The sequence below is a fragment of the Hoeflea algicola genome, assembly GCF_026619415.1.
Classification (GTDB): domain Bacteria; phylum Pseudomonadota; class Alphaproteobacteria; order Rhizobiales; family Rhizobiaceae; genus Hoeflea; species Hoeflea algicola.
This window is the reverse complement of the sequence record NZ_JAOVZR010000001.1, coordinates 2,095,825-2,114,633: the sequence shown is the minus strand read 5'-3', so window position 1 is coordinate 2,114,633 and position 18,809 is coordinate 2,095,825. Positions and strand designations below refer to the sequence as shown.

The window sequence follows — 18,809 nt, the reverse complement described above, 5'->3', positions numbered from 1 at the left end:
AACTGACTGGAACACCGATTTGTCCGAATTTGATCGCCTGACAACCCTGATGGAACGCTTCAGTCTGCAGGTGCGGGTGGCGCCCGTGGAAGCGGCGACGCTTGTGGTTACGGCTGATGCAGCCGGCATTGCCCGGCATGTCTGGTTTGATGCCGACCGGCTGGACCCGGCGTGGGCGGGGCAAACCGTGCTGTTTTCGGCCGCGGTTGATTGGGGCGGTGATGCCAATCCGCTGATTGCCGTCTTACCCGAGGCAATCGATTTCGATCTGTCAGGTGATCCGCAGACGGCAAGCCTGGTGGCGCTGATACAATCGGAACTGGAAGCGTCGCGCTGCGGTTCGGCTTCCGTGGTCAACCGGTTGGGCGAAGTGCTGATCGTGCGGCTGCTGCGGGCGCAGATCGAAACCGGATCGACAAAACCGGGGCTGCTGGCAGGATTGTCCGATCCGCGGCTGAGCCGCGCGCTGGTGACGATTCATGCACAGCCGGGCCGGCAATGGCGCAATGAGGATCTGGCGGCAATTGCCGGGCTGTCGCTCAGCCGCTTCGCCGAGATGTTCGTGGCAACCGTGGGGGAGACACCTTCGGCCTATTTGCGTCGGTGGCGACTTACATTGGCGCGGCAGGACCTGCAAAGGGGCGACCGCGTCGATGCCATCGCGCGGCGCTATGGCTACCGGTCGCCGGAGGGGTTTGGCCGGGCGTTCCGGCAGCATTTCGGCAAGAACCCGCTGGCCATGCGCGGCGGGGCAGCAAGAAGTTCAGCCGAGGGCGTCCGGACACGCTGACATCGGGTCAGGATAGCCGATTGTGAGCCGTGTCTCCTTATTGGTCGTTGGCGGCATGTTTTTGCGCCAACAACACCGTTTGCAAGGCACAATCGGGATCTTCCTTGACGAAATCGACGATGCGAAGCTGGAATTTCTCGAGGATGTCCTGGTATTGCCGGGGCGAAAGGCTGGAGTGGTAGACATCGTCGACGCCGACATGCCCAGCGACTTCGCCACTGTCGGGCCCAACCGTTAGCATCAGTGCGCCGCCCGGCTTGAGGTGAGCAGCCATCCGCGCAAGGGTCGTGCGCTGTTCGTCCTGTGTCAGATGAAAGAAGCTGTTCCAGCCGATGATGCCGTCGAACCGGCGATCAAGTTCGAGATCGCGCATATCGGCAAGAAGCCATTCGCCATCGGGGTATCTGGCCCGCGCCAGCGCGATCATCGCCCTGGCCTGATCGATGCCGGTGACCCTGAAACCTTTTCCGGTGAAATAGGCGGCGATCGGGTCGCCGGCGCCGCAGCCTGCATCAAGAATGGCTGCACCCGCGGGCAGCAATGCGGCAAAACGGTCGAGCCAAGGTTTTTCATTCAGCCGTTTTGATCGTTCCGCGTCGAAGCGGACAGCGTTTCGCTCATAAATGTCCCGGGTCCGGGTTGCCAGGAGCTTGAGGTCGAGTTTGTCGTTAGCCATGCTAGGGCTTTCGTAGCGGCTGCCGGACCACTCCGGCCTTGTCGTGAAATCGTCTAGGTTCGCGGGGTATGATCGTAGGGGAAGTCTTCCATGTCGTCCTCGATCCGACGCAGATCCGATTGCAGATGTCGGATGTCACGTTCGAGGCCGCGAATGGTCCTCCGGCTGGAATCGATCTTGCGCTCGGTCGCGTGCTTGTCGGCCTTGCCCTGATTGATCAGTTCCTCGTCTTCACGGATTTCCCGTTCAAGGGTGCTGATGCGTGATTCCACGCTGCGGATTTCGCTCTTCTTGCGGTTGTAGGTCCGACCCAGTTCGTAGCCATCGCGAAATCCGGGATCGAGATCGGCGGGGCAGACATTGGCGTAGGATCTGCCCTGACTGCCGACACTCAGGCCGTTGAGCGGTGTGCAATAGCGCGGCAAGCCCAACTGATAGCCCTCGTACCAAAGCGTCTGGTCGGCGGCGACGCCGGCTTTTTCACAAGCCTTGACGTGGCGGGCAAACCGGTCTTGCGGATTGTAGCCGGCGGCTCCGTCCTGCTCGCCGACAACGCGCCAGTCTGCGACCGCGCATTCTTCCTTCGACATGGTTTGACACGACATCAGGAAAAGGCAACCTATCAGCGCCAATATTGCTTGAATTCTCATCTTTGAAACGCCTCCCGCCCGGTAATTTGGAAGTGATACCAACCCGGTCTGCGCAAGGCAACTGACAGGGGGCGTTCCGGCGCTGGCTTGGTTTTGCCGGAGGCCGGCTTCGGTTGCAGGCGAGGGGGCTATGGGTATCTCAAGACAATGCAGGTCCCCCAAACGCAACAAGCCCCGGCGCAATGGCAGCCGGGGCTTGTTATCTGCTCGAGGATGGCAGGCTTATTCGGCTGCCTGCTTTGCCATCGGGTTGTTCGGGTGGGTGGTCCAGTTGGCGTAATCCGGATCAATCGGACGACCGGTGCGGGGATCGGTGCCCTCGGTCATTTCCACCATGGTGATGCAATCATCCACCGGGCAGACATTGACGCAGAGATTGCAGCCGACGCACTCGTCGTCCATCACCTCGAAATGCCGCACACCATCGACCATCGATGTGATGGCTTGGTGCGAGGTGTCCTCGCAGGCGATGTGGCAACGGCCACACTTGATGCAGAGATCCTGATCAATCTTGGCCTTGGTGATGTAGTTGAGATTGAGGTGCTGCCAGTCGGTGACGTTGGGCACGGCGCGGCCTTGGAAATCGGCGAGAGTGGCGTAACCCTTCTCGTCCATCCAGTCCGACAGGCCTTGCGTCATTTCCTGGACGATCTTGAAACCGTAGGTCATCGCCGCGGTGCAGACCTGCACAGTGCCGCAGCCAAGCGCGATATATTCGGCAGCGTCACGCCAGGTCTGGATGCCGCCGATCCCGGAGATCGGAAGTCCGCGGGTTTCAGCATCGCGCGCAATTTCGGCAACCATGTTGAGCGCAATCGGCTTGACCGCCGGACCGCAATAGCCGCCATGCGAACCCTTGCCGTCAATCGTCGGCATCGGTGCGAAATTGTCGAGATCAATCGAGACGATCGACGAGATGGTGTTGATCAGCGACACCGCATCGGCGCCTCCGGCCTTGGCGGCGCGGGCCGGGTAGCGGATGTCGGTGATGTTGGGGGTCAGCTTGACGATCACCGGCAGGCGGCAATATTGCTTGCACCATTCCGCCACCATCTGAATGTATTCGGGCACCTGGCCGACAGATGCGCCCATGCCGCGCTCGCTCATGCCGTGCGGGCAGCCGAAATTGAGCTCAATGCCATCGGCGCCGGTATCTTCGACGCGCGGCAGGATCGCTTTCCAGCTTTGCTCGTCGCAGGGCACCATGATCGAGACGATCATCGCCCGATCGGGCCAGCGTTTCTTGACCTCGGTGATCTCGCGCAGATTGATCTCGAGATCGCGGTCGGTAATCAGCTCGATGTTGTTGAGACCGAGAAGTCGCCGGTCGGGACCCCAGATGGCGCCGTAGCGCGGGCCGTTGACGTTGACGACCGGCGGGCCGGCTTCGCCAAGGGTTTTCCAGACAACGCCGCCCCAGCCGGCTTCGAAGGCACGCTCGACATTATAGGCCTTGTCGGTCGGCGGCGCGGAGGCCAGCCAGAACGGGTTGGGGGATTTGATGCCGAGGAAATTGGTCGAAAGGTCTGCCATGATGTTTCCTCCTCTAGCCGATCAGGGCCTGGTGAATGCTTTCAGCGGCGATCTTGCCGTCTTCGACGGAGACCACGGTGAGGTCTTCGCCACCGGCAATGCAGTCGCCGCCGGCCCAGATCTTGGGATGCGATGTACGGCGGGCCTCGTCGGTGCGGATGCGGCCCTTCTCAAGCGCGATGTCTGCGCCTGCCAGCGGACCGGCATCTGGCGTCTGGCCGATTGCCTTGAACACCTGGTCGACTTCGAGCGTCACAGTCTCACCTGTGCCAGAAAGCTTGCCGCTGGCATCGAGTTCAGTCCGCTCGAGGGTGATGCCGGTGACCGCACCATTGCTGACATGCAGGCTGTTGGGCATCATCCAGTGGCGAATGACGACGCCGTGGGTCTGGGCCAGTTCCTGCTCGTAGAGCGAGGCGTTCATGTGTTCCTGGCCGCGTCGGTAGGCGATGGTGACTTCCTCGGCGCCCAGCAGCTTGGACTGCATTGCCGCGTCGATGGCGGTCATGCCGCCGCCGATGACCACGATGCGGCGTCCCACTTCAAGGGCTGAAAGATCTTCTGCCTGACGCAGCACGCCGATGAAGTCGACAGCGTCGACCACGCCGTTTGCGTCCTCGCCTTCCATTCCGAGCGCGTTGACGCCCGGCAAACCTAGCCCGAGGAAGACCGCGTCGTAATCGCTGGCCAGTTGATCAAGGGTGACGTCACGTCCCAGCGCCTTGCCGTTTTCGATGTTGATGCCGCCGATTTCGGTGACGAATTCAACTTCGTCCTGGGCAAAATCATTGGTCGTCTTGTAGGCGGCGATGCCATATTCGTTGAGGCCACCGGCTTTCTCGCGGGCTTCAAAGATGGTGACGTCGTGGCCGTGGGTGGCGAGCCGGTGAGCGCAGGAAAGGCCCGCTGGGCCAGCGCCGACAACGGCGATCTTCTTGCCCGTCGGTGCGGCGCGCTGGAACGGATGAGATTGCTCGCGTTCCATGAAGGTATCGGTGGCGTGGCGCTGCAGCAGCCCGATCTTGACCGGCTTGCCTTCCGCGGCTTCGCGCACGCAGGCTTCTTCGCACAGCGTTTCGGTGGGGCAGACCCGAGCGCACATGCCGCCGAGAATGTTTTCGTCGAAGATGGTCTTGGCCGATCCTACCGGATTGCCGGCCTGGATCTTGCGGATGAACATCGGAATGTCGATCGATGTCGGACACGCGGTCATGCACGGCGCATCGTAGCAGAAATAGCATCGATCAGCTTCCACCAGCGCCTCATGCGGCGTCAGCGGCGGATGGATGTCTGAAAAATTGTCGGCATAATCGGCGCTCGACAAACGCCTCGCCTTTACGTCGCTCGTCTCGGACACAGTCATAGGACCCCCTCTTTGCGAGAACCTCTTTGCGGTCTTGATCGGAGCTACTCCTCAGCGTCTCCGGTGCCGCGATTGGGAAAGAATGAATTGGTTTTATCAAAAGGTCAAATTTTTTATCAGTTGATCAAAAAATTACGATGCGGCGATGGATTGCACTTCACGCCCCGCCCGGCAATTATGCTGTAAATGGAGATATGTAGCTGTGACTGACTACCCGATTGCGGACTATGACGATGCTTATGCCAACGGTGCTCATATTGAGGGTGCCGGGACGTATCCGCCGAAATGGACTGAACTGGCGCAAGCTTTTCGCGACCAGGCAGCGGCGGCAGGGAGGGCTCGGCTCGAGCTTGCTTACGGTCCGGGCGAACGCAACCGGCTTGATCTGTTCCTGCCTGAGGGTACGCCCAACGGTCTGGCCGTATTCGTGCATGGCGGCTACTGGAAGGCCTTTGACAGATCGGTGTGGTCGCATCTGGCTGCAGGGCCGCTGGCGCATGGCTATGCGGTGGCGATGCCAGGCTACACCCTGTGTCCCGATATTGGCATCGACGGAATTGGCGAGGAGATTGCCGCAGCGATCAGTTTTGCGGCCGGGCAGGTCGACGGCCCGATCCGTCTGACCGGTCATTCGGCCGGCGGACAACTGGTCGCAAGGATGATCAGCGGCACGCCGCTGTTGCCCCAAGCCGTGCTTGCACGGGTGGCGGGGGTGACCCCGATCTCCGGCGTCCACGATCTGCGCCCGCTGGTCCGCACGGAAATGAACGAGATCCTGAAAATCGACACAGGGACGGCGCAATCGGAAAGCCCGGTGTTGCTGGAACCGCGCGGCGCCATTCCGGTCACCGCATGGGTCGGTGCGGCGGAGCGGCCGGAATTCGTTCGACAGAACCGGGCGCTGTATGAGATGTGGCGCGGGTTTGCGACGCCGATGAGCATCATCGAGGAGACCGACAAGCATCATTTCAATGTGATCGACGGGCTGGCCGACCCACAGCATCCTCTGTGCAGAGCGTTTCTGGGGCTTGCCGGCTGACCACCAGTTCGGTAGCGGTGGTGCGGTATTTAAGTATTTCTTCACGACGACCGTTTAGTCTGGTCGGTAGTCTATGCAATGCGGCTATCCGGCCATGAAAAGGCCGGGACCGTGATCCATGCCCGATTACCGAATCCGGAACCAGACATGACGCATTCAAAGGCCATGATCGGCGTCACCGCATTGCTGGCGACATTCGCCATTTCCTCCGCCGCACCCGCCGCCGAACAGCTACCGGACCCGACGTTCGTCCAGTCGGCGCTGGTGGGCGACTGGTGGGCGACGCCCAACATCAAATTCGAGTATCGGGCAGGCGCCCTGTGTGGCGCGGTGGATGGCGGCACGGCGCAACCGTGGGACGCCATTCTCGGTATCAACGGCATCACGCTCGAAAAGGGCGAGCGCTACCGGCTGTCGCTGGTGGTTTCAGGTGACCCCGAGGGACCGATGCGGGCAATTGCCCAGAAGGCCGCCGAGCCGTGGACGCCAGAAGGCGAGATAACCCGTCGGCTGTCAGGAAAGAAAGTCAGCGCCAGTACCGATTTCCAGGTGGGCGAGAGCCACAAGGCGGGGCAAATGGTGTTCCAGCTTGGGGGCGCCGACAAGCCCTGGCGATTCTGCCTGCACTCGGCCTCGCTGCTCAGCGGCACCAAGGCGGCAACGGCATCTGCGGCGGCTGCAGGTGGCACGGGCGCGACAATCCGGGTCAACCAGACCGCCTATCTGCCCGGCGGACCAAAGCGCGCCAATCTGGTGCGCAAAGGCAATGCGCGGGTTGAATGGACACTGGTTTCGGCCTCCGGCGCAACGGTCGCCAACGGTCGCACCCGCGCCAACGGCAGGGACAATTCTTCCGGGCTGGAGGTTCACACCATCGATTTCAGTGATTTCGACAAGCCCGGCGACGGCTATCGGCTGAAGGTCGGCGGAGAAACCAGCCCGCCGTTTTCAATTTCGCGCGAGGCCTATGCTGGTCTGCGGGCGGATGCGCTGTCTTATTTCTACAAGGTGCGCAGTGGCATCGAAATCAAGGCCAAACTTGCCGGAAAGGACTATGCCCGCCCGGCCGGGCATCTGGGCAAGGCGCCCAACCGCGGTGATACCTCGGTAGGTTGTGTCGACAGCCGCACCGCGCGCAAGGTCTATGGCAAGGCCTGGGGCTGTGGCTACAAGCTCAATGTTGAGGGTGGCTGGTATGATGCCGGCGATTTCGGCAAATATGTCGTCAATGGCGGGATTGCCGCGGCGCAATTGCTGGCGACGTACGAACGTGCGCTGCATTATGCTCCAAAGGGCTCGCGCGCGCTTGCCGACGGGCTGGTGCCGATTCCCGAGGCTGGCAATGGCGTCGCTGACATTCTCGACGAGGCGCGCTGGGAACTCGACTTCCTGATTTCTATGATGGTTCCCGAAGGTCAACCCTATGCTGGGATGGCGCACCACAAGGTGCATGGCAGTCGCTGGACGGTCGGACCAATCCTGCCGCATCGCGATCGCGAGGAGCGGGTGCTGCACAGACCCTCGACGGCGGCGACGCTCAATCTGGCGGCTGCGGCGGCGCAGGGCGCCCGTGTGTTCGCACGCACCAACAAGGAATATGCGAACTGGCTGCTGGCTGCCGCGATCCGCGCCTACCAGGCCGCGGAGGCCAATCCGAAGCTATATGCACCATCGACCGACGGCAGTTTCGGTGGCGGCGATTACGAAGACAATGATGTCTCCGACGAGTTTTACTGGGCAGCAGTCGAGTTGTATCTGAGCACAGGCGACGCGGTCTGGCTGAAGCGCGCCAAGGCATCGCCGCACTGGTCCGGTCCGGTGTTCTATCCCGACGGCTTCAACTGGCGCGCGGTGGCTGGACTTGCGCGTATCGAACTGGCGTCAGTGCCCTCAAACCTGTCCGCGCGTGATCTCAAGGTGGTCCGTGCCTCGGTCAAGAAGGCGGCGGACGCCTATCTGAAGGTGCAGAAGAAGGAAGCCTTCGGGCTGATGTATGATCCCAAATCAGGCTTCGGCTGGGGATCAAACCAGTCGCTGATCCAGAACATGATCGTCGTCGCCACGGCCTATGACATCACCGGTGATCGCCGCTATCTGCACGCGGTGCAGGAGAGCATGGATTATGTGCTGGGCCGCAATGCGCTCGGCATTTCCTACGTTACCGGCTACGGCACCACCTATGCACAGCGGCAGCATTCCAACATGTTCGCCCATGCCACCGACCCGTCCTATCCCAAACCGCCCAAGGGCGCGCTGGCAGGCGGTCCGAACAGCAAACCGGCCGATGACTACGCCCAGAAAGTGCTCAAGGGCTGTGCCCCGCAAGCCTGCTATGTCGATGATCCGCGGTCGTTTTCGACCAACGAGATCGCCATCAACTGGAACGCGCCACTGACCTGGATTGCCTCGTTTCTTGCTGACGCGAAGTAAGCCTCAGAGCAGCACATGGGCGGCATTTACAGCGAGCGCAACCGCATCTTAACGTCACCCGCATAGGCTAGAAGCGTTCACTCTGCCGGGATTTTGTCCATGACCAGTATCGCCCTTGTCGGCACAGGCTTTGTCGCCGATTATTACATGACGACGCTCGCCAATTATCCCGACCTGAAGATTGCTGGCGTCTGGGATCTTGATCCCGACCGGCTCAACCGGTTTTCGGAGTTCCACGGGGTTCGCAGCTATGGTTCGCTGACGCAGTGTCTGGGTGATTCCGAAGTTGCCATCATCGTCAACCTGACGCCGCCGGAAAGCCATTTTGAGCTCAATTGCGCAGCGCTTGAGGCCGGCAAGCATGTCTATTGCGAAAAACCACTGGGGATGAGTTTCGGTGAGGCGCGCAGGGTGATCGAGCTTGCGGCCGGCAAGGGCCTGACGGTCTGCGGTGCGCCGGCGAATGGCCTGTCGGATGCCCATAAACTGGCAGCAGAGCTGCTCTCTTCGGGCCGGATCGGCGCGCCGCGTCTGGCCTACGCGGAGATGGAAGACGGGCCGGTGTTCAAGGACAATTGGCGCGACTGGCGCTCGCGCTCGGGGGCAAAATGGCCCGGTCTGCACGAGTTCGAGGTTGGTTGTACGCTTGAACATGCCGGCTATGGCCTGTCCTGGCTGGTGGCATTGTTCGGCGCAGTCGAAAGCGGCCAGGCGTTTTCGGCGCTGACCTTTCCGGACAAGGGGCCGGGGACCAAGGGGCTTGCCATGGCAGCCGATTTTTCGGTCGGCTGTCTGAGATTCCGGTCGGGTGTGACCGCGCGGCTGACCTGCGGACTTGCCGCACCGCGCGACCGGTCGCTTACGGTGGTTGGCGAGGAGGGCACGCTGGTGGTGCGCGATTTGTGGGACGACCGTTCGCCGGTACATCTGAGCCGTTTTGATGAAAAACGTCCCGTCCTGCAGCGGCTGGCGGGCCGGTTCGAACGGCAGCGCGGACGGGTGCTGCCATTGCGGCTGACCCACGGCAAGCCGGTCGCCTATCCATTTCCTCCGAGTTCCGGCCAGCTTGCGTCGTTTCCCTCGCAGATCGATTTTGCGCGCGGAATTGCGGCAATGGCACAGGCGCTTGCCGCCGGCGAAACGCCGTTTTTTTCAGGCCAGCGCGCTTTGCATCTGAGCGAACTGGCGCTGGCTCTCAATGGTGGTGTCGGGGTGTTTGCGCCGCAGTCTGACTTCTGAAGAAGGCATTACATTCCCACAGGTGAAATCAGGTGCCTGACGGCGGGGCTGCCAGAACGTCGTCAATGATGCGCAGAGTGGCAAGGGAATCGCCGAGACGGTTGTCGGGGTGCTCATTCCAGTTTTGGCGAATCGCGTCGGAGGCCGCCTCGATTTCGAACTGCAGGCCTGATCCGGGAAAGGGATAGTCGTGACGGCTAACGCCGGGCAGCGGCATATGGCGGAACAGCTTGCGGCGGATGCGGGCCATCCGCGTATCGCCACCTGGTTCGGTAAAATCTGCCCTTCGGCGTGAGGCAAACACCGTGTAGGCCCCGGCCTTGATGAATGGCACGCCGAGTGAAATCACTCCCCGGTCGCCCTCGATGATCATCCGGTTTGCCCCGGTCCGGTCAAAGCCGCAACGGATGAGCGCTTCGGTTTGGCCAAAGTGCATCGAAATTTCTGCGGCGATGTCGACGCCACTGGGGGCCGGTCGCCACGAACCTGTGATCTGTGTGGGCTCGCCGAGCAAAAAGCGCGCCAGTGAAATCGGGTAGACCCCGAGGTCATGGAGCGCGCCGCCGCCATTGGCCTTGTCGAAAAAGCGGCTCTGTGGATCGTAGTCGATCTTCCAGGCAAGCTCGGCCTCTAGACGGGTCACAGTTCCGATGACGCCATCGCGAATTGCCGTGCGGGCCGCCTGCACCGCCGGCAAATAACGGCTCCACATTGCCTCCATGACAAAACTGCCGGCAGCACGGGCGGCGGTCTCGATCTCGCGCGCCTGGGTGAGTGACGCCGTCAGGGGCTTTTCGACCAGCACCGGTATGCGCGCGGCAATGCACTCGAGCGTCTGGGCGCAATGCACCGTGTTGGGGGTGGCGATGTAGACCGCATCAATCCGGCCCGAACCGATCATTGCTGACAGCGAACTGAACCCGGCAGCCAGCGAATGCTGCCGGGCGAAAGCCGCGGCCTTGGCCGGATCGCGCGCCGTCACTGCACTGAGCGTGGCGCCTGCGGCGTGTCGGATATCGTGTGCAAATTGTCCGGCAATGACGCCAGTTCCGGCAATGCCCCAGCGGATGGTCTTGGAATTTGTCATGGGGTGAACATACAGCGGTGCCGGTGAAGGCCCGGTAAAGGCCGCTGAGAGATGCGCAGGCGGTCTTCACCAGGGCAGGGCAGTGCCTTGGTAGTCGAAAAATCCGCCTGATTGCTCTGCCGTGAGTTGGTCGAGTACGGCGAGCAGGAGGTCTGCTGCCTGCGTTGGCGGGCGCACCGTCAGTCCTGTTTTGGCGTAGCCGCTCGACAGGTCGGTGTCGACCGTGCCCGGATGCAGCGCCACGCAGATCGCTTCGGGAGATTGGCGCTTCAGTTCGATTGCAGCGCAATGGACGAATTGATTGAGCGCTGTCTTGGACGCGCGGTAGCTGTACCAACCGCCCAGCGCATTGTCGCCGATCGAGCCAACCTTGGCCGACAGCGTCGCGAAGACCGATTTACCGGTTTTGGGCAACTGGGGCAGGAAATGTTTCATCAGCAGTGCGGGGCCGGCGGCGTTGACCGCGAAGGCGTGGGCCATGTGTGCGGGATCGAGGGCGGAGAGTGATTTTTCAGGCTTGAAGCCGGACCCGTGCAGGAACCCGGTGGCGTCGAACACCAACCGCAACTCCAGGCCTGTGGCCGCAGTGTGTGCGGCCGCGCGCATGATGGTGGTCTCGTCGAGCAAATCGACATCGGGTTCCGAAACCCGGGAATAGTCGATCACACCGGCAAAGGTTCCAGATGCCCGCACAGCATTGCTTACTGCCTCGCCGATGCCGCCACTTGCGCCAATGATGACGGCGAGGCCGCCGCTGTCGATGCTTTGCATGGGCTTGTGATCTCTGTTTTTGGGCATGAAGGGCGACGCGGCGAGGATTGCCATGCGCAGTGTCGGCCCCTGCGGTTGCGCGGTTTTAACGGGCGTAGCGGGTCATCACCATCATGTAGTCGGCCATGAACAGGCCGGGATCGGTATCGACCATCACCAGGTGATCGGGGCGGCCCTCAAACACGGTTGCGCGGCTGCGGGTGCCGCCCGGCTGGAAAATCGTCTGGCCAATGGCCGGGCCGTCAGTCAGCACGCCGAGCGCGCCCTTCTGCAGGCGGAATGCGCCCGGCACGGTGAGCCAGGAGATTGCCATCACATCATGCGGGACGCAGCCGCCAAGGCCCAGATGTGAGCGATAGAAGCGCGCATAGAATTCAGCCATGTCGGCCAACGGCCGGCCCAGCGTTGGGGATTCGCGGGCCAGCGCATGCATGAAATCGGGCGTGAACAGGACCGGCATGGTGCAATCAAGCGGCGCCAGCACCAGTGGCCACGATGCGCCGAGCACCATGTCAGCGGCATGTGGGTCGTTCCAGAAATTGGCTTCCGCCATCGGCGTGACATTGCCCTTGCAATGAACCGCGCCGCCCATGACGACGACCCCCTTGAGGCGCGAGACGATCTCCGGGTCACGTTCAAGCAACCGGGCGAGATTGGTCGCCGGGCCAACGGCGCACAGTACGATTTCGCCGGGATGGCGCTTGCTGGCGTCGATGATGTAGTCGACCGCCTTGAGAGAGTGTTTTTTGCGGCGCGAAACCGGAATCTCGACGCCGCCGAAGCCGTTGAGGCCGTGCACCAGATAACTGGGTTCATTGGCGGGCATGGCAATCGGCTTGGCTTCGCCCTCGGCCACGTCAGCTTCGCTGCCCCAATGGTCGAGCAGAGCCAGGGCGTTGCGGGTGGCCTCATGGGTGCGGACATTGCCAAAGATTGTCGTCAATGCCAGCAATTCGATGTCGGGGTGGGCGATCGCATAGGCGATGGCCATGGCGTCGTCGATGCCCGGATCGGTGTCGATTATGATTTTTTGCGCCATTTGGGCCTCCTGCCTGAGCGGGGCGCCGGGCACGGTTTCCCGGGGCGAGGCCGCCTGAAGTGATGCGAGCAATGCCACGGCGCGACGTTTGTCGCAAGCAGTCGGTTGCACTGCCTGGCGCGTTCATATCGACCCATTTGAGGGATATTTCGTGTACTCAATCAGGCGTTCACAGGGTCGCGCGTGAATTGGTGCGCAAAGCTAAAGGACGCAAGGCCGGTGCAAGTTTGTGCGAGCATTGTCGCCAACGACCGGCGGCATGGCGGGGATTTCCCCGCTGTCGCTTGATGGGCGCCATCCGCCAGGTGGCGCCCATCGATTTTATCCGAAAATCGTACAATAGCGGATTGGTTCAGCCGGATGACCGGGTAACCGGGGCCATTTCATATGCTGGACGAATCGGTGTCAGGCGTTTGCCGCAATCTTGCTGATCGTCTGCTCATCGTTGGCTGCCGATCCGGCGCAATAGATGCTGGTCAATGTCTGCAGCATTTTGCACACCGAGTCTGATTTGATCGAATAGAAAATGGTCTGGGATTCACGGCGGGTTTGAACCAGATGCTGGTTTCTCAGCTTGGCCAGATGCTGCGAAAGCGCCGACTGGCTCAATCCCACCCTCTCGGCCAGAGAGCCCACCTGCATTTCGCCACGTGTCAGATTGCACAGGATCATCATGCGTTTCTGATTGCCCATGACGGCCAACAGCTTTGCGGCTTCTTTGGAATGATGTTCCAAACAGTGTGTTTCTATCATGCAGGATACCTCGTAATGAACTGTCTCTGGCGCCGCCGCTGCCATTGATTAGTCCTTGAAAAGATCGTGTCTAGGTCACAGTAGGGTTAATTTTTGACCCTCGAATTATCGCCTTTGGAGCGCATTAATCCGGCGAGTTTATGGCGCAGATCGGCCGCGGCCTGGATCGGAGCGTCGAATTCGATGCGCAAGAGTGCGTCACCATTGACCAAATCCAGTCCGCCACAATCGATGCCGCAGATGGCCCAGCCTGATTTCTTCGAGTTGCCAAGGGTCCGGGCATAGTGATCGGCGGCCTCGGCGTGGTCGGTGTTCATATGCGCAATGGCGCTTGCCTCGATTTCTGTCATATCGGCGATCGCCGGCGAGGCAATCATCAGATCGGCAGCTTCGAGCGCATAGGCCTTGCCAAACCCGCCATTGAGACTGGCGGAAACAGGAACCATCCGGAAAAATGCGAAGTCACCGAAATCGACATAGAGCGCGGCCTTCGGATGACGGGCGATGAAGCGCGACCGCAGCCGTTGATGGGCGGGGTCATCACGCGCCACCCGCTCGGCATTGGTCCGCACGGTGATGCGCGGGTGCGCCAACGGATCACCCTTGCCGGGCTCGCCAAACAACAGTGACGCACGCGGTTCGGCCCGCAGTGCTGCGGTATGTGTCGACAATGCCGATATCAGGATGACAGGTGTGCCGTCGGAATCGATGCCGGTGAGTACCCGGCTGGCAAATGGAAATCCGGTGTCGGGTTCGCATACGGCAATTGCCGCGAAGCGTGCTCCCCTCACCAGGCCGCGGGCAAGCCCACGCGCCTGGTCGTCGGTGTCGCGAATGATGTTGACGGGTTCCTTCATTGCTCGCCGGTTTATTTCGGAGCCATCCGGATTGCGCCGTCAAGCCGGATCGTCTCGCCATTGAGCATGACGTTGTCGATGATGTGCAGAGCCAACCGCGCGTATTCCTCCGGCTGTCCCAGCCGCGAGGGAAACGGCACCGAGGCGCCCAGGCTGTCCTGTACTTCCTGGGGCATGCCGAGCAGCATCGGGGTTGCGAAGATGCCCGGTGCGATGGTCATTACGCGAACGCCGAAACGTGCCAGTTCACGAGCGATCGGCAGCGCCATCGCATGGACTCCGCCCTTCGAGGCGGAATAGGCTGCCTGGCCGATTTGGCCGTCAAAGGCGGCGACAGAAGCGGTCGAGATCACTACGCCACGCTCGCCATCGGCAAGCGGGTCGAGCTTGGCCGCACGATCAGCGAACAGCCGAAGCATGTTGAAGCTGCCGATCAGATTGACCTCGATGACCTTGCGGAACAGGTCGAGATCATGCGGGCCCTCACGACCGACAACCCGGCCGGCCGGAGCGATGCCGGCACAATTGACCAGAATGCGGGCTTCGCCCAAGGCTTCGGCTGCAGCAGCCACTGCAGCTTCGGCAGCGGCAGCGTCAGAAACGTTGCAGGCGAAAGCCTTGCCGCCGATTTCCCCGGCAACAATTTCGGCCTGGGCCAGATTGATATCGAAGAGCGAGACCTTGGCCCCGGCTTTGGCCAAAGCGCGCGCGGTTGCCGCGCCCAAACCCGAACCTCCACCGGTGACGATGGCGGTTTTGCCCTTAACATCCATAGTTCATGCTCCTTGACTGCTTTCCAGACTGTGTCCGGCCGGGGTTCATCAGCGGCGGTGCTGCGTCAACCCGCGAACGATATCACTTGATGTGATGGAGCCTGTCACAACGCCTTTGTCAATAACGCCGATTGTTCCGTCCCGCTTTGAAAGCGCATCCATGACATCGGAAAGGGGCGTATCCGGGGTCACTGAAGCCGACAGCGGCAATTGACCCCGCGTATTGTCCGGCTTGCCTTGAGCCATGACGTCGCGCGCAGTCAACATGGCAATCGGATTCATATGGGCGACGAAATCGGCGACATAGTCGTTTGTTGGCGAGTTGACGATCTCGCGCGGCGTTCCGCACTGGATGATTCGCCCGCCTTCCATGATGGCGATACGGTTGCCGAGCTTCATCGCTTCATCAAGATCATGGCTGACGAAGACGATGGTCTTTCCAAGCCGGGCCTGGAGTTCAAGCAGTTCGTCCTGCAGCCTCGAGCGGATCAGCGGGTCGAGCGCCGAAAACGGCTCATCCATCAGAAGTATAGGGGCGCCGGTGGCAAAGGCGCGGGCAAGGCCGACGCGTTGCTGCATGCCCCCAGACAGTTCCGCAACCATCCGATCGGCCCAGTCGGACAGGCCGACAAGTTCGAGTTGCTCGGTGACCCGTTGATCGCGTTCCTTTTTGGGGACGCCGGAGATTTCCAGGCCGAAGCCGACATTGTCAGCGACCGAACGCCAGGGCAGCAGGCCAAATTGCTGAAACACCATCGACACGGTGTCCATGCGCAACTGTTTGAGCAGTTTGTCGTCGCATTCTCCGACATCAAATGTCTCGTCGCCGCAATTGACGGTGAGCGTGCCACGGCTGATCGGGTTGAGACGATTGACGGCGCGCAGCAACGTTGACTTTCCGGATCCGGAAAGCCCCATCAGCACGAGGATTTCGCCTTCGTTGATGTCGACTGTGCAATCATGAACACCGAGAACATCGCCGGTGATTTCCTGGATTTCCGAGCGTGACTTGCCGGCGTCGGCAAGTGCCAGGCTCTCGGCGGTATTATCGCCGAAGATGATGGAGACGTTCTCTATGCGGACCGAGCCGCGGTCGGCCTGAGGGCTCATGACGTGGCTCCCATGCGCACCCTGCAGATGCGATCGAGGATGATGGCGAGAATGACGATGGCAATGCCGGCTTCAAGCCCGAGTGGGATGTTGACGGTGTTGAGCGCTCTGACCACCGGCTTGCCGAGGCCATTGGCGCCGATTAGCGCTGCAATGACGACCATCGACAACGACAGCATGATGCATTGGGTGAGGCCGGCCATGATGGTCGGCAGGGCTGCGGGCAGTTCCACCTTGCGTAGCAATTGTTGCGGCGAGGCGCCAAAGGCCATACCTGCCTCGACCATCGGCTTGGGCACCGAGGTGATGCCGAGATAGGTCAACCTGATCGGCGCGGGCGAGGCGAAGATGATGGTCACCAGCAGGCCTGGGGCAAGGCCGAGGCCGAACAAGATCAGCACCGGGATCAGATAGACGAAGGTCGGCATCGTCTGCATCAGATCAAGGACCGGTTGCATATAGGTATAGATTCTGGGCCGGTGCGCCAGCCAGATGCCGATCGGCACGCCGATGGCCATCGACATGAACGCTGCCGAAATCACCAGCACTAGGGTTTCCACGGTTTCCTTCCAGAGACCCTGGTTGATGATGAACGCGAGCCCCAGGACGATGCCGAGCGCCAGTTTCCAGGACTTCTGAATGCGCCAGCCGATCAAGGCGATGGCAAGAACGAGGACCAGGGGCGGTAGCCACAACAACCCATCAATCATGCTGTCGAGCATAAATTTGAGGGAATCTGCGATGGCGTCAAAGGCGAATTCGAAATTGTCGGTGAGGAAATTGAAGAAGCTTTTGCCCCACATTCCGACCGGAATTTTCCAGGCCGTGATGAAGTCCGCCATACCATCCATGTCTTGTCCCCCGGCACTTGTCTTGGTCCGGGGCCGCTATGTCAGCCCCGGACCTTCGTCTGATTATTACATGCCGAGCTTGGCAGCGACAGCTTCGGCAGCGTCGCCGCCGTCAAACGTTGTCACGCCTTCAAGCCACGGCTTCACAACATCGGGGTTTGCCTTCAGCCATGCGAGACCGGAGGCGTTGGCATCCTCACCCTTGAGGATGTCGTCCATGATCTTGTTTTCCATCGACAGGGTGAAGGAAAGGTTCTTGATCAGCGTGCCTGCATTGGGGCATTCGGTGGTGTAACCGGCGCGCACATTGGTGTGCACGGTAGCTGCGCCAAAGCCGGAATCGCCCATGCCATCAAGATAGGAAATCGACATTTCGCCCATGATCGGGTGCGGGGTCCAGCCGAGGAATGCGATCCATTCCTCGTTCCTGATCGCTTTTTCGGCCTGTGACAGCATGCCGGCTTCGGAGCTTTCAACCAGTTCGAAACCATCCAGGCCATTGGCCGGGTCGGCGATCATTTCAAGGACGATGCGGTTGCCATCATTGCCGGGCTCGATACCGTAGATCTTGCCGTCGAACTTGTCCTTGAACTTGCCGATATCGGTCAGGCTCTTGACGCCGCCTTCAGCTGCATAGGTCGGCACCACAAGGCCATAGCCTGCGCCATCAAGGTTCTGGGTAATGGTTTCAACCGAGCCATCATCGAGGAACGGCTGCACATCGGCTGCCATCGATGGCATCCAGTTGCCAAGGAAAACATCCATGTCCTTGTTCTTGAGCGACTGATAGGTCACCGGTACGCTGAGCACCTGGACGTCCGGCGTGTACCCCAGTGCTTCAAGCACAACGCTTGCGACGGCAGTGGTGGCCTGGATATCGGTCCAGCCGACGTCGGCGAAACGTACTGTCTTGCAGGCTTCAGAATCCGCTGCCTGTGCCGTGGCGGCGCTTGCGAGCAGAAGGGCTGCGAAGGTAAGAGTCAGTTTTTTTGTCATGGTCGGTATCTCCCGTGTTCCGAACGCAGAAACAACCACCTCTTCGGCTCCAACTCAAGCTGAAAGACCGTGAATTTGTTGTTCACAAGCCAAAACGGTTGTTGAACACAGCTGGCGGGGGTGGGATTCACCAGGCTGGCGGGCAATGAATTTTGGGTTTGCGATTGGCAGACGCGCTAACGCCCTGCCGATACACAACGTGGCAAATTCGGAGGCCAGCCATGGCCAAACTCTATTTCAGCTATTCAACGATGAATGCGGGCAAGACCACGCTGCTGTTGCAGGCGTCGTACAACTACCGTGAACGGGGCATGCGCACCGTGTTGTTCATTGCCGCGCTGGATGACCGCGCCGGGATTGGCAAGGTAGCCTCGCGCATCGGCCTCGAATCCGAAGCGATCCCGTTTCGCCCCGAAGACGACCTGTTTGCCTCGCTCAAGGCGCTGAAGGCCGAGGGCGAGATCGCCTGTGCCTTTGTCGACGAGGCGCAATTCCTGACCGAAGATCAGGTCTGGCAGCTGGCGCGCGTGGCTGACCGGCTGAGTATTCCGGTCATGGCCTACGGCCTGCGCACTGACTTCCGCGGGAAGTTGTTTCCAGGTTCTCAGACCTTGCTGGCGATTGCCGACGAACTCCGGGAGGTGCGCACCATTTGTCATTGCGGGCGCAAGGCAACGATGGTGGTTCGCACCGATTCCGATGGAAAAGTGCTGCACGAGGGCGCCCAGATCGAGGTTGGTGGAAATGACAAATATGTGTCCTATTGTCGCCGTCACTGGGATGACGTTATAAATACCGGCGTTGCAAAATAGTGATATTTCAAATGCTTGGAATGGAACCAATGCCAATGTC

At 60.7% G+C, this 18,809-nt stretch carries 18 protein-coding genes; 5 read left to right on the top strand and 13 right to left on the bottom strand.

Annotation, left to right across the window (positions count from 1 at the left end):
• Window positions 1–19: 19 nt before the first annotated feature.
• Window positions 20–790: a helix-turn-helix transcriptional regulator gene (locus OEG84_RS10415; protein ID WP_267653697.1), complete on the top strand. Its 771-nt coding sequence runs from the start codon at window positions 20–22 to the stop codon at window positions 788–790.
• Window positions 791–827: 37 nt separating this feature from the next.
• Here OEG84_RS10415 and OEG84_RS10410 read toward each other — a convergent pair whose 3' ends face one another.
• The 4 genes from OEG84_RS10410 to OEG84_RS10395 all read right to left on the bottom strand — a co-directional run bounded on the left by OEG84_RS10410 (window position 828) and on the right by OEG84_RS10395 (window position 5,012).
• Window positions 828–1,466 carry a class I SAM-dependent methyltransferase gene (locus OEG84_RS10410; RefSeq protein WP_267653696.1) on the bottom strand — a complete coding sequence of 213 codons (639 nt, stop codon included), beginning with the start codon at window positions 1,464–1,466 and terminating at the stop codon, window positions 828–830.
• Window positions 1,467–1,519: 53 nt separating this feature from the next.
• Window positions 1,520–2,056: a DUF2799 domain-containing protein gene (locus OEG84_RS10405; protein WP_267653695.1), complete on the bottom strand. Its 537-nt coding sequence runs from the start codon at window positions 2,054–2,056 to the stop codon at window positions 1,520–1,522.
• 282 nt (window positions 2,057–2,338) lie between these two features.
• Window positions 2,339–3,649: an NAD-dependent dihydropyrimidine dehydrogenase subunit PreA gene (preA, locus tag OEG84_RS10400; protein ID WP_267653694.1), complete on the bottom strand. Its 1,311-nt coding sequence runs from the start codon at window positions 3,647–3,649 to the stop codon at window positions 2,339–2,341.
• A 13-nt stretch (window positions 3,650–3,662) separates the two neighbouring features.
• Window positions 3,663–5,012, bottom strand: a complete 1,350-nt coding sequence (locus OEG84_RS10395; RefSeq protein WP_267653693.1) for an NAD(P)-dependent oxidoreductase — start codon at window positions 5,010–5,012, stop codon at window positions 3,663–3,665.
• Window positions 5,013–5,214: 202 nt separating this feature from the next.
• Here OEG84_RS10395 and OEG84_RS10390 point away from each other — a divergent pair, with 202 nt between their 5' ends.
• The 3 genes from OEG84_RS10390 to OEG84_RS10380 all read left to right on the top strand — a co-directional run bounded on the left by OEG84_RS10390 (window position 5,215) and on the right by OEG84_RS10380 (window position 9,720).
• Complete coding sequence (locus tag OEG84_RS10390) at window positions 5,215–6,051, top strand: alpha/beta hydrolase (protein ID WP_267653692.1); 837 nt, start codon at window positions 5,215–5,217, stop codon at window positions 6,049–6,051.
• A gap of 147 nt (window positions 6,052–6,198) precedes the next feature.
• Window positions 6,199–8,481 (top strand): glycoside hydrolase family 9 protein, encoded by a 2,283-nt coding sequence (locus OEG84_RS10385; RefSeq protein WP_267653691.1) that lies wholly within the window; start codon window positions 6,199–6,201, stop codon window positions 8,479–8,481.
• Window positions 8,482–8,580: 99 nt separating this feature from the next.
• Window positions 8,581–9,720: a Gfo/Idh/MocA family protein gene (locus OEG84_RS10380; RefSeq protein ID WP_267653690.1), complete on the top strand. Its 1,140-nt coding sequence runs from the start codon at window positions 8,581–8,583 to the stop codon at window positions 9,718–9,720.
• 28 nt (window positions 9,721–9,748) lie between these two features.
• Here OEG84_RS10380 and OEG84_RS10375 read toward each other — a convergent pair whose 3' ends face one another.
• From OEG84_RS10375 to choX, 9 genes are all read right to left on the bottom strand, one after another.
• Window positions 9,749–10,807, bottom strand: coding sequence for a Gfo/Idh/MocA family protein (locus OEG84_RS10375; RefSeq protein ID WP_267653689.1), 1,059 nt, complete (start codon window positions 10,805–10,807; stop codon window positions 9,749–9,751).
• Window positions 10,808–10,873: 66 nt separating this feature from the next.
• Window positions 10,874–11,578 (bottom strand): SDR family NAD(P)-dependent oxidoreductase, encoded by a 705-nt coding sequence (locus tag OEG84_RS10370; RefSeq protein WP_267653688.1) that lies wholly within the window; start codon window positions 11,576–11,578, stop codon window positions 10,874–10,876.
• Between the two features lie 85 nt (window positions 11,579–11,663).
• Window positions 11,664–12,617, bottom strand: coding sequence for a nucleoside hydrolase (locus tag OEG84_RS10365; protein ID WP_267653687.1), 954 nt, complete (start codon window positions 12,615–12,617; stop codon window positions 11,664–11,666).
• A 405-nt stretch (window positions 12,618–13,022) separates the two neighbouring features.
• Complete coding sequence (locus OEG84_RS10360; RefSeq protein WP_267656153.1) at window positions 13,023–13,367, bottom strand: ArsR/SmtB family transcription factor; 345 nt, start codon at window positions 13,365–13,367, stop codon at window positions 13,023–13,025.
• Between the two features lie 89 nt (window positions 13,368–13,456).
• Complete coding sequence (locus tag OEG84_RS10355; protein ID WP_267653686.1) at window positions 13,457–14,227, bottom strand: HugZ family pyridoxamine 5'-phosphate oxidase; 771 nt, start codon at window positions 14,225–14,227, stop codon at window positions 13,457–13,459.
• Window positions 14,228–14,238: 11 nt separating this feature from the next.
• On the bottom strand, window positions 14,239–15,000 hold the full coding sequence (locus OEG84_RS10350) for an SDR family NAD(P)-dependent oxidoreductase (RefSeq protein WP_267653685.1): 762 nt from the start codon (window positions 14,998–15,000) through the stop codon (window positions 14,239–14,241).
• A gap of 48 nt (window positions 15,001–15,048) precedes the next feature.
• Entirely contained in the window at window positions 15,049–16,110 is a 1,062-nt protein-coding gene (choV, locus tag OEG84_RS10345) for a choline ABC transporter ATP-binding protein (RefSeq protein ID WP_267653684.1), read from the bottom strand.
• Window positions 16,107–16,961, bottom strand: a complete 855-nt coding sequence (gene choW / locus OEG84_RS10340) for a choline ABC transporter permease subunit (RefSeq protein WP_267653683.1) — start codon at window positions 16,959–16,961, stop codon at window positions 16,107–16,109. The genes choV and choW overlap by 4 nt, the downstream gene beginning before the upstream one ends.
• A 66-nt stretch (window positions 16,962–17,027) precedes the next feature.
• Window positions 17,028–17,957 carry a choline ABC transporter substrate-binding protein gene (choX, locus tag OEG84_RS10335; protein WP_267653682.1) on the bottom strand — a complete coding sequence of 310 codons (930 nt, stop codon included), beginning with the start codon at window positions 17,955–17,957 and terminating at the stop codon, window positions 17,028–17,030.
• 221 nt (window positions 17,958–18,178) lie between these two features.
• Between choX and OEG84_RS10330 the strand changes: the two genes are divergently transcribed.
• On the top strand, window positions 18,179–18,769 hold the full coding sequence (locus OEG84_RS10330; RefSeq protein ID WP_267653681.1) for a thymidine kinase: 591 nt from the start codon (window positions 18,179–18,181) through the stop codon (window positions 18,767–18,769).
• The last annotated feature ends 40 nt before the right edge of the window (window positions 18,770–18,809 follow it).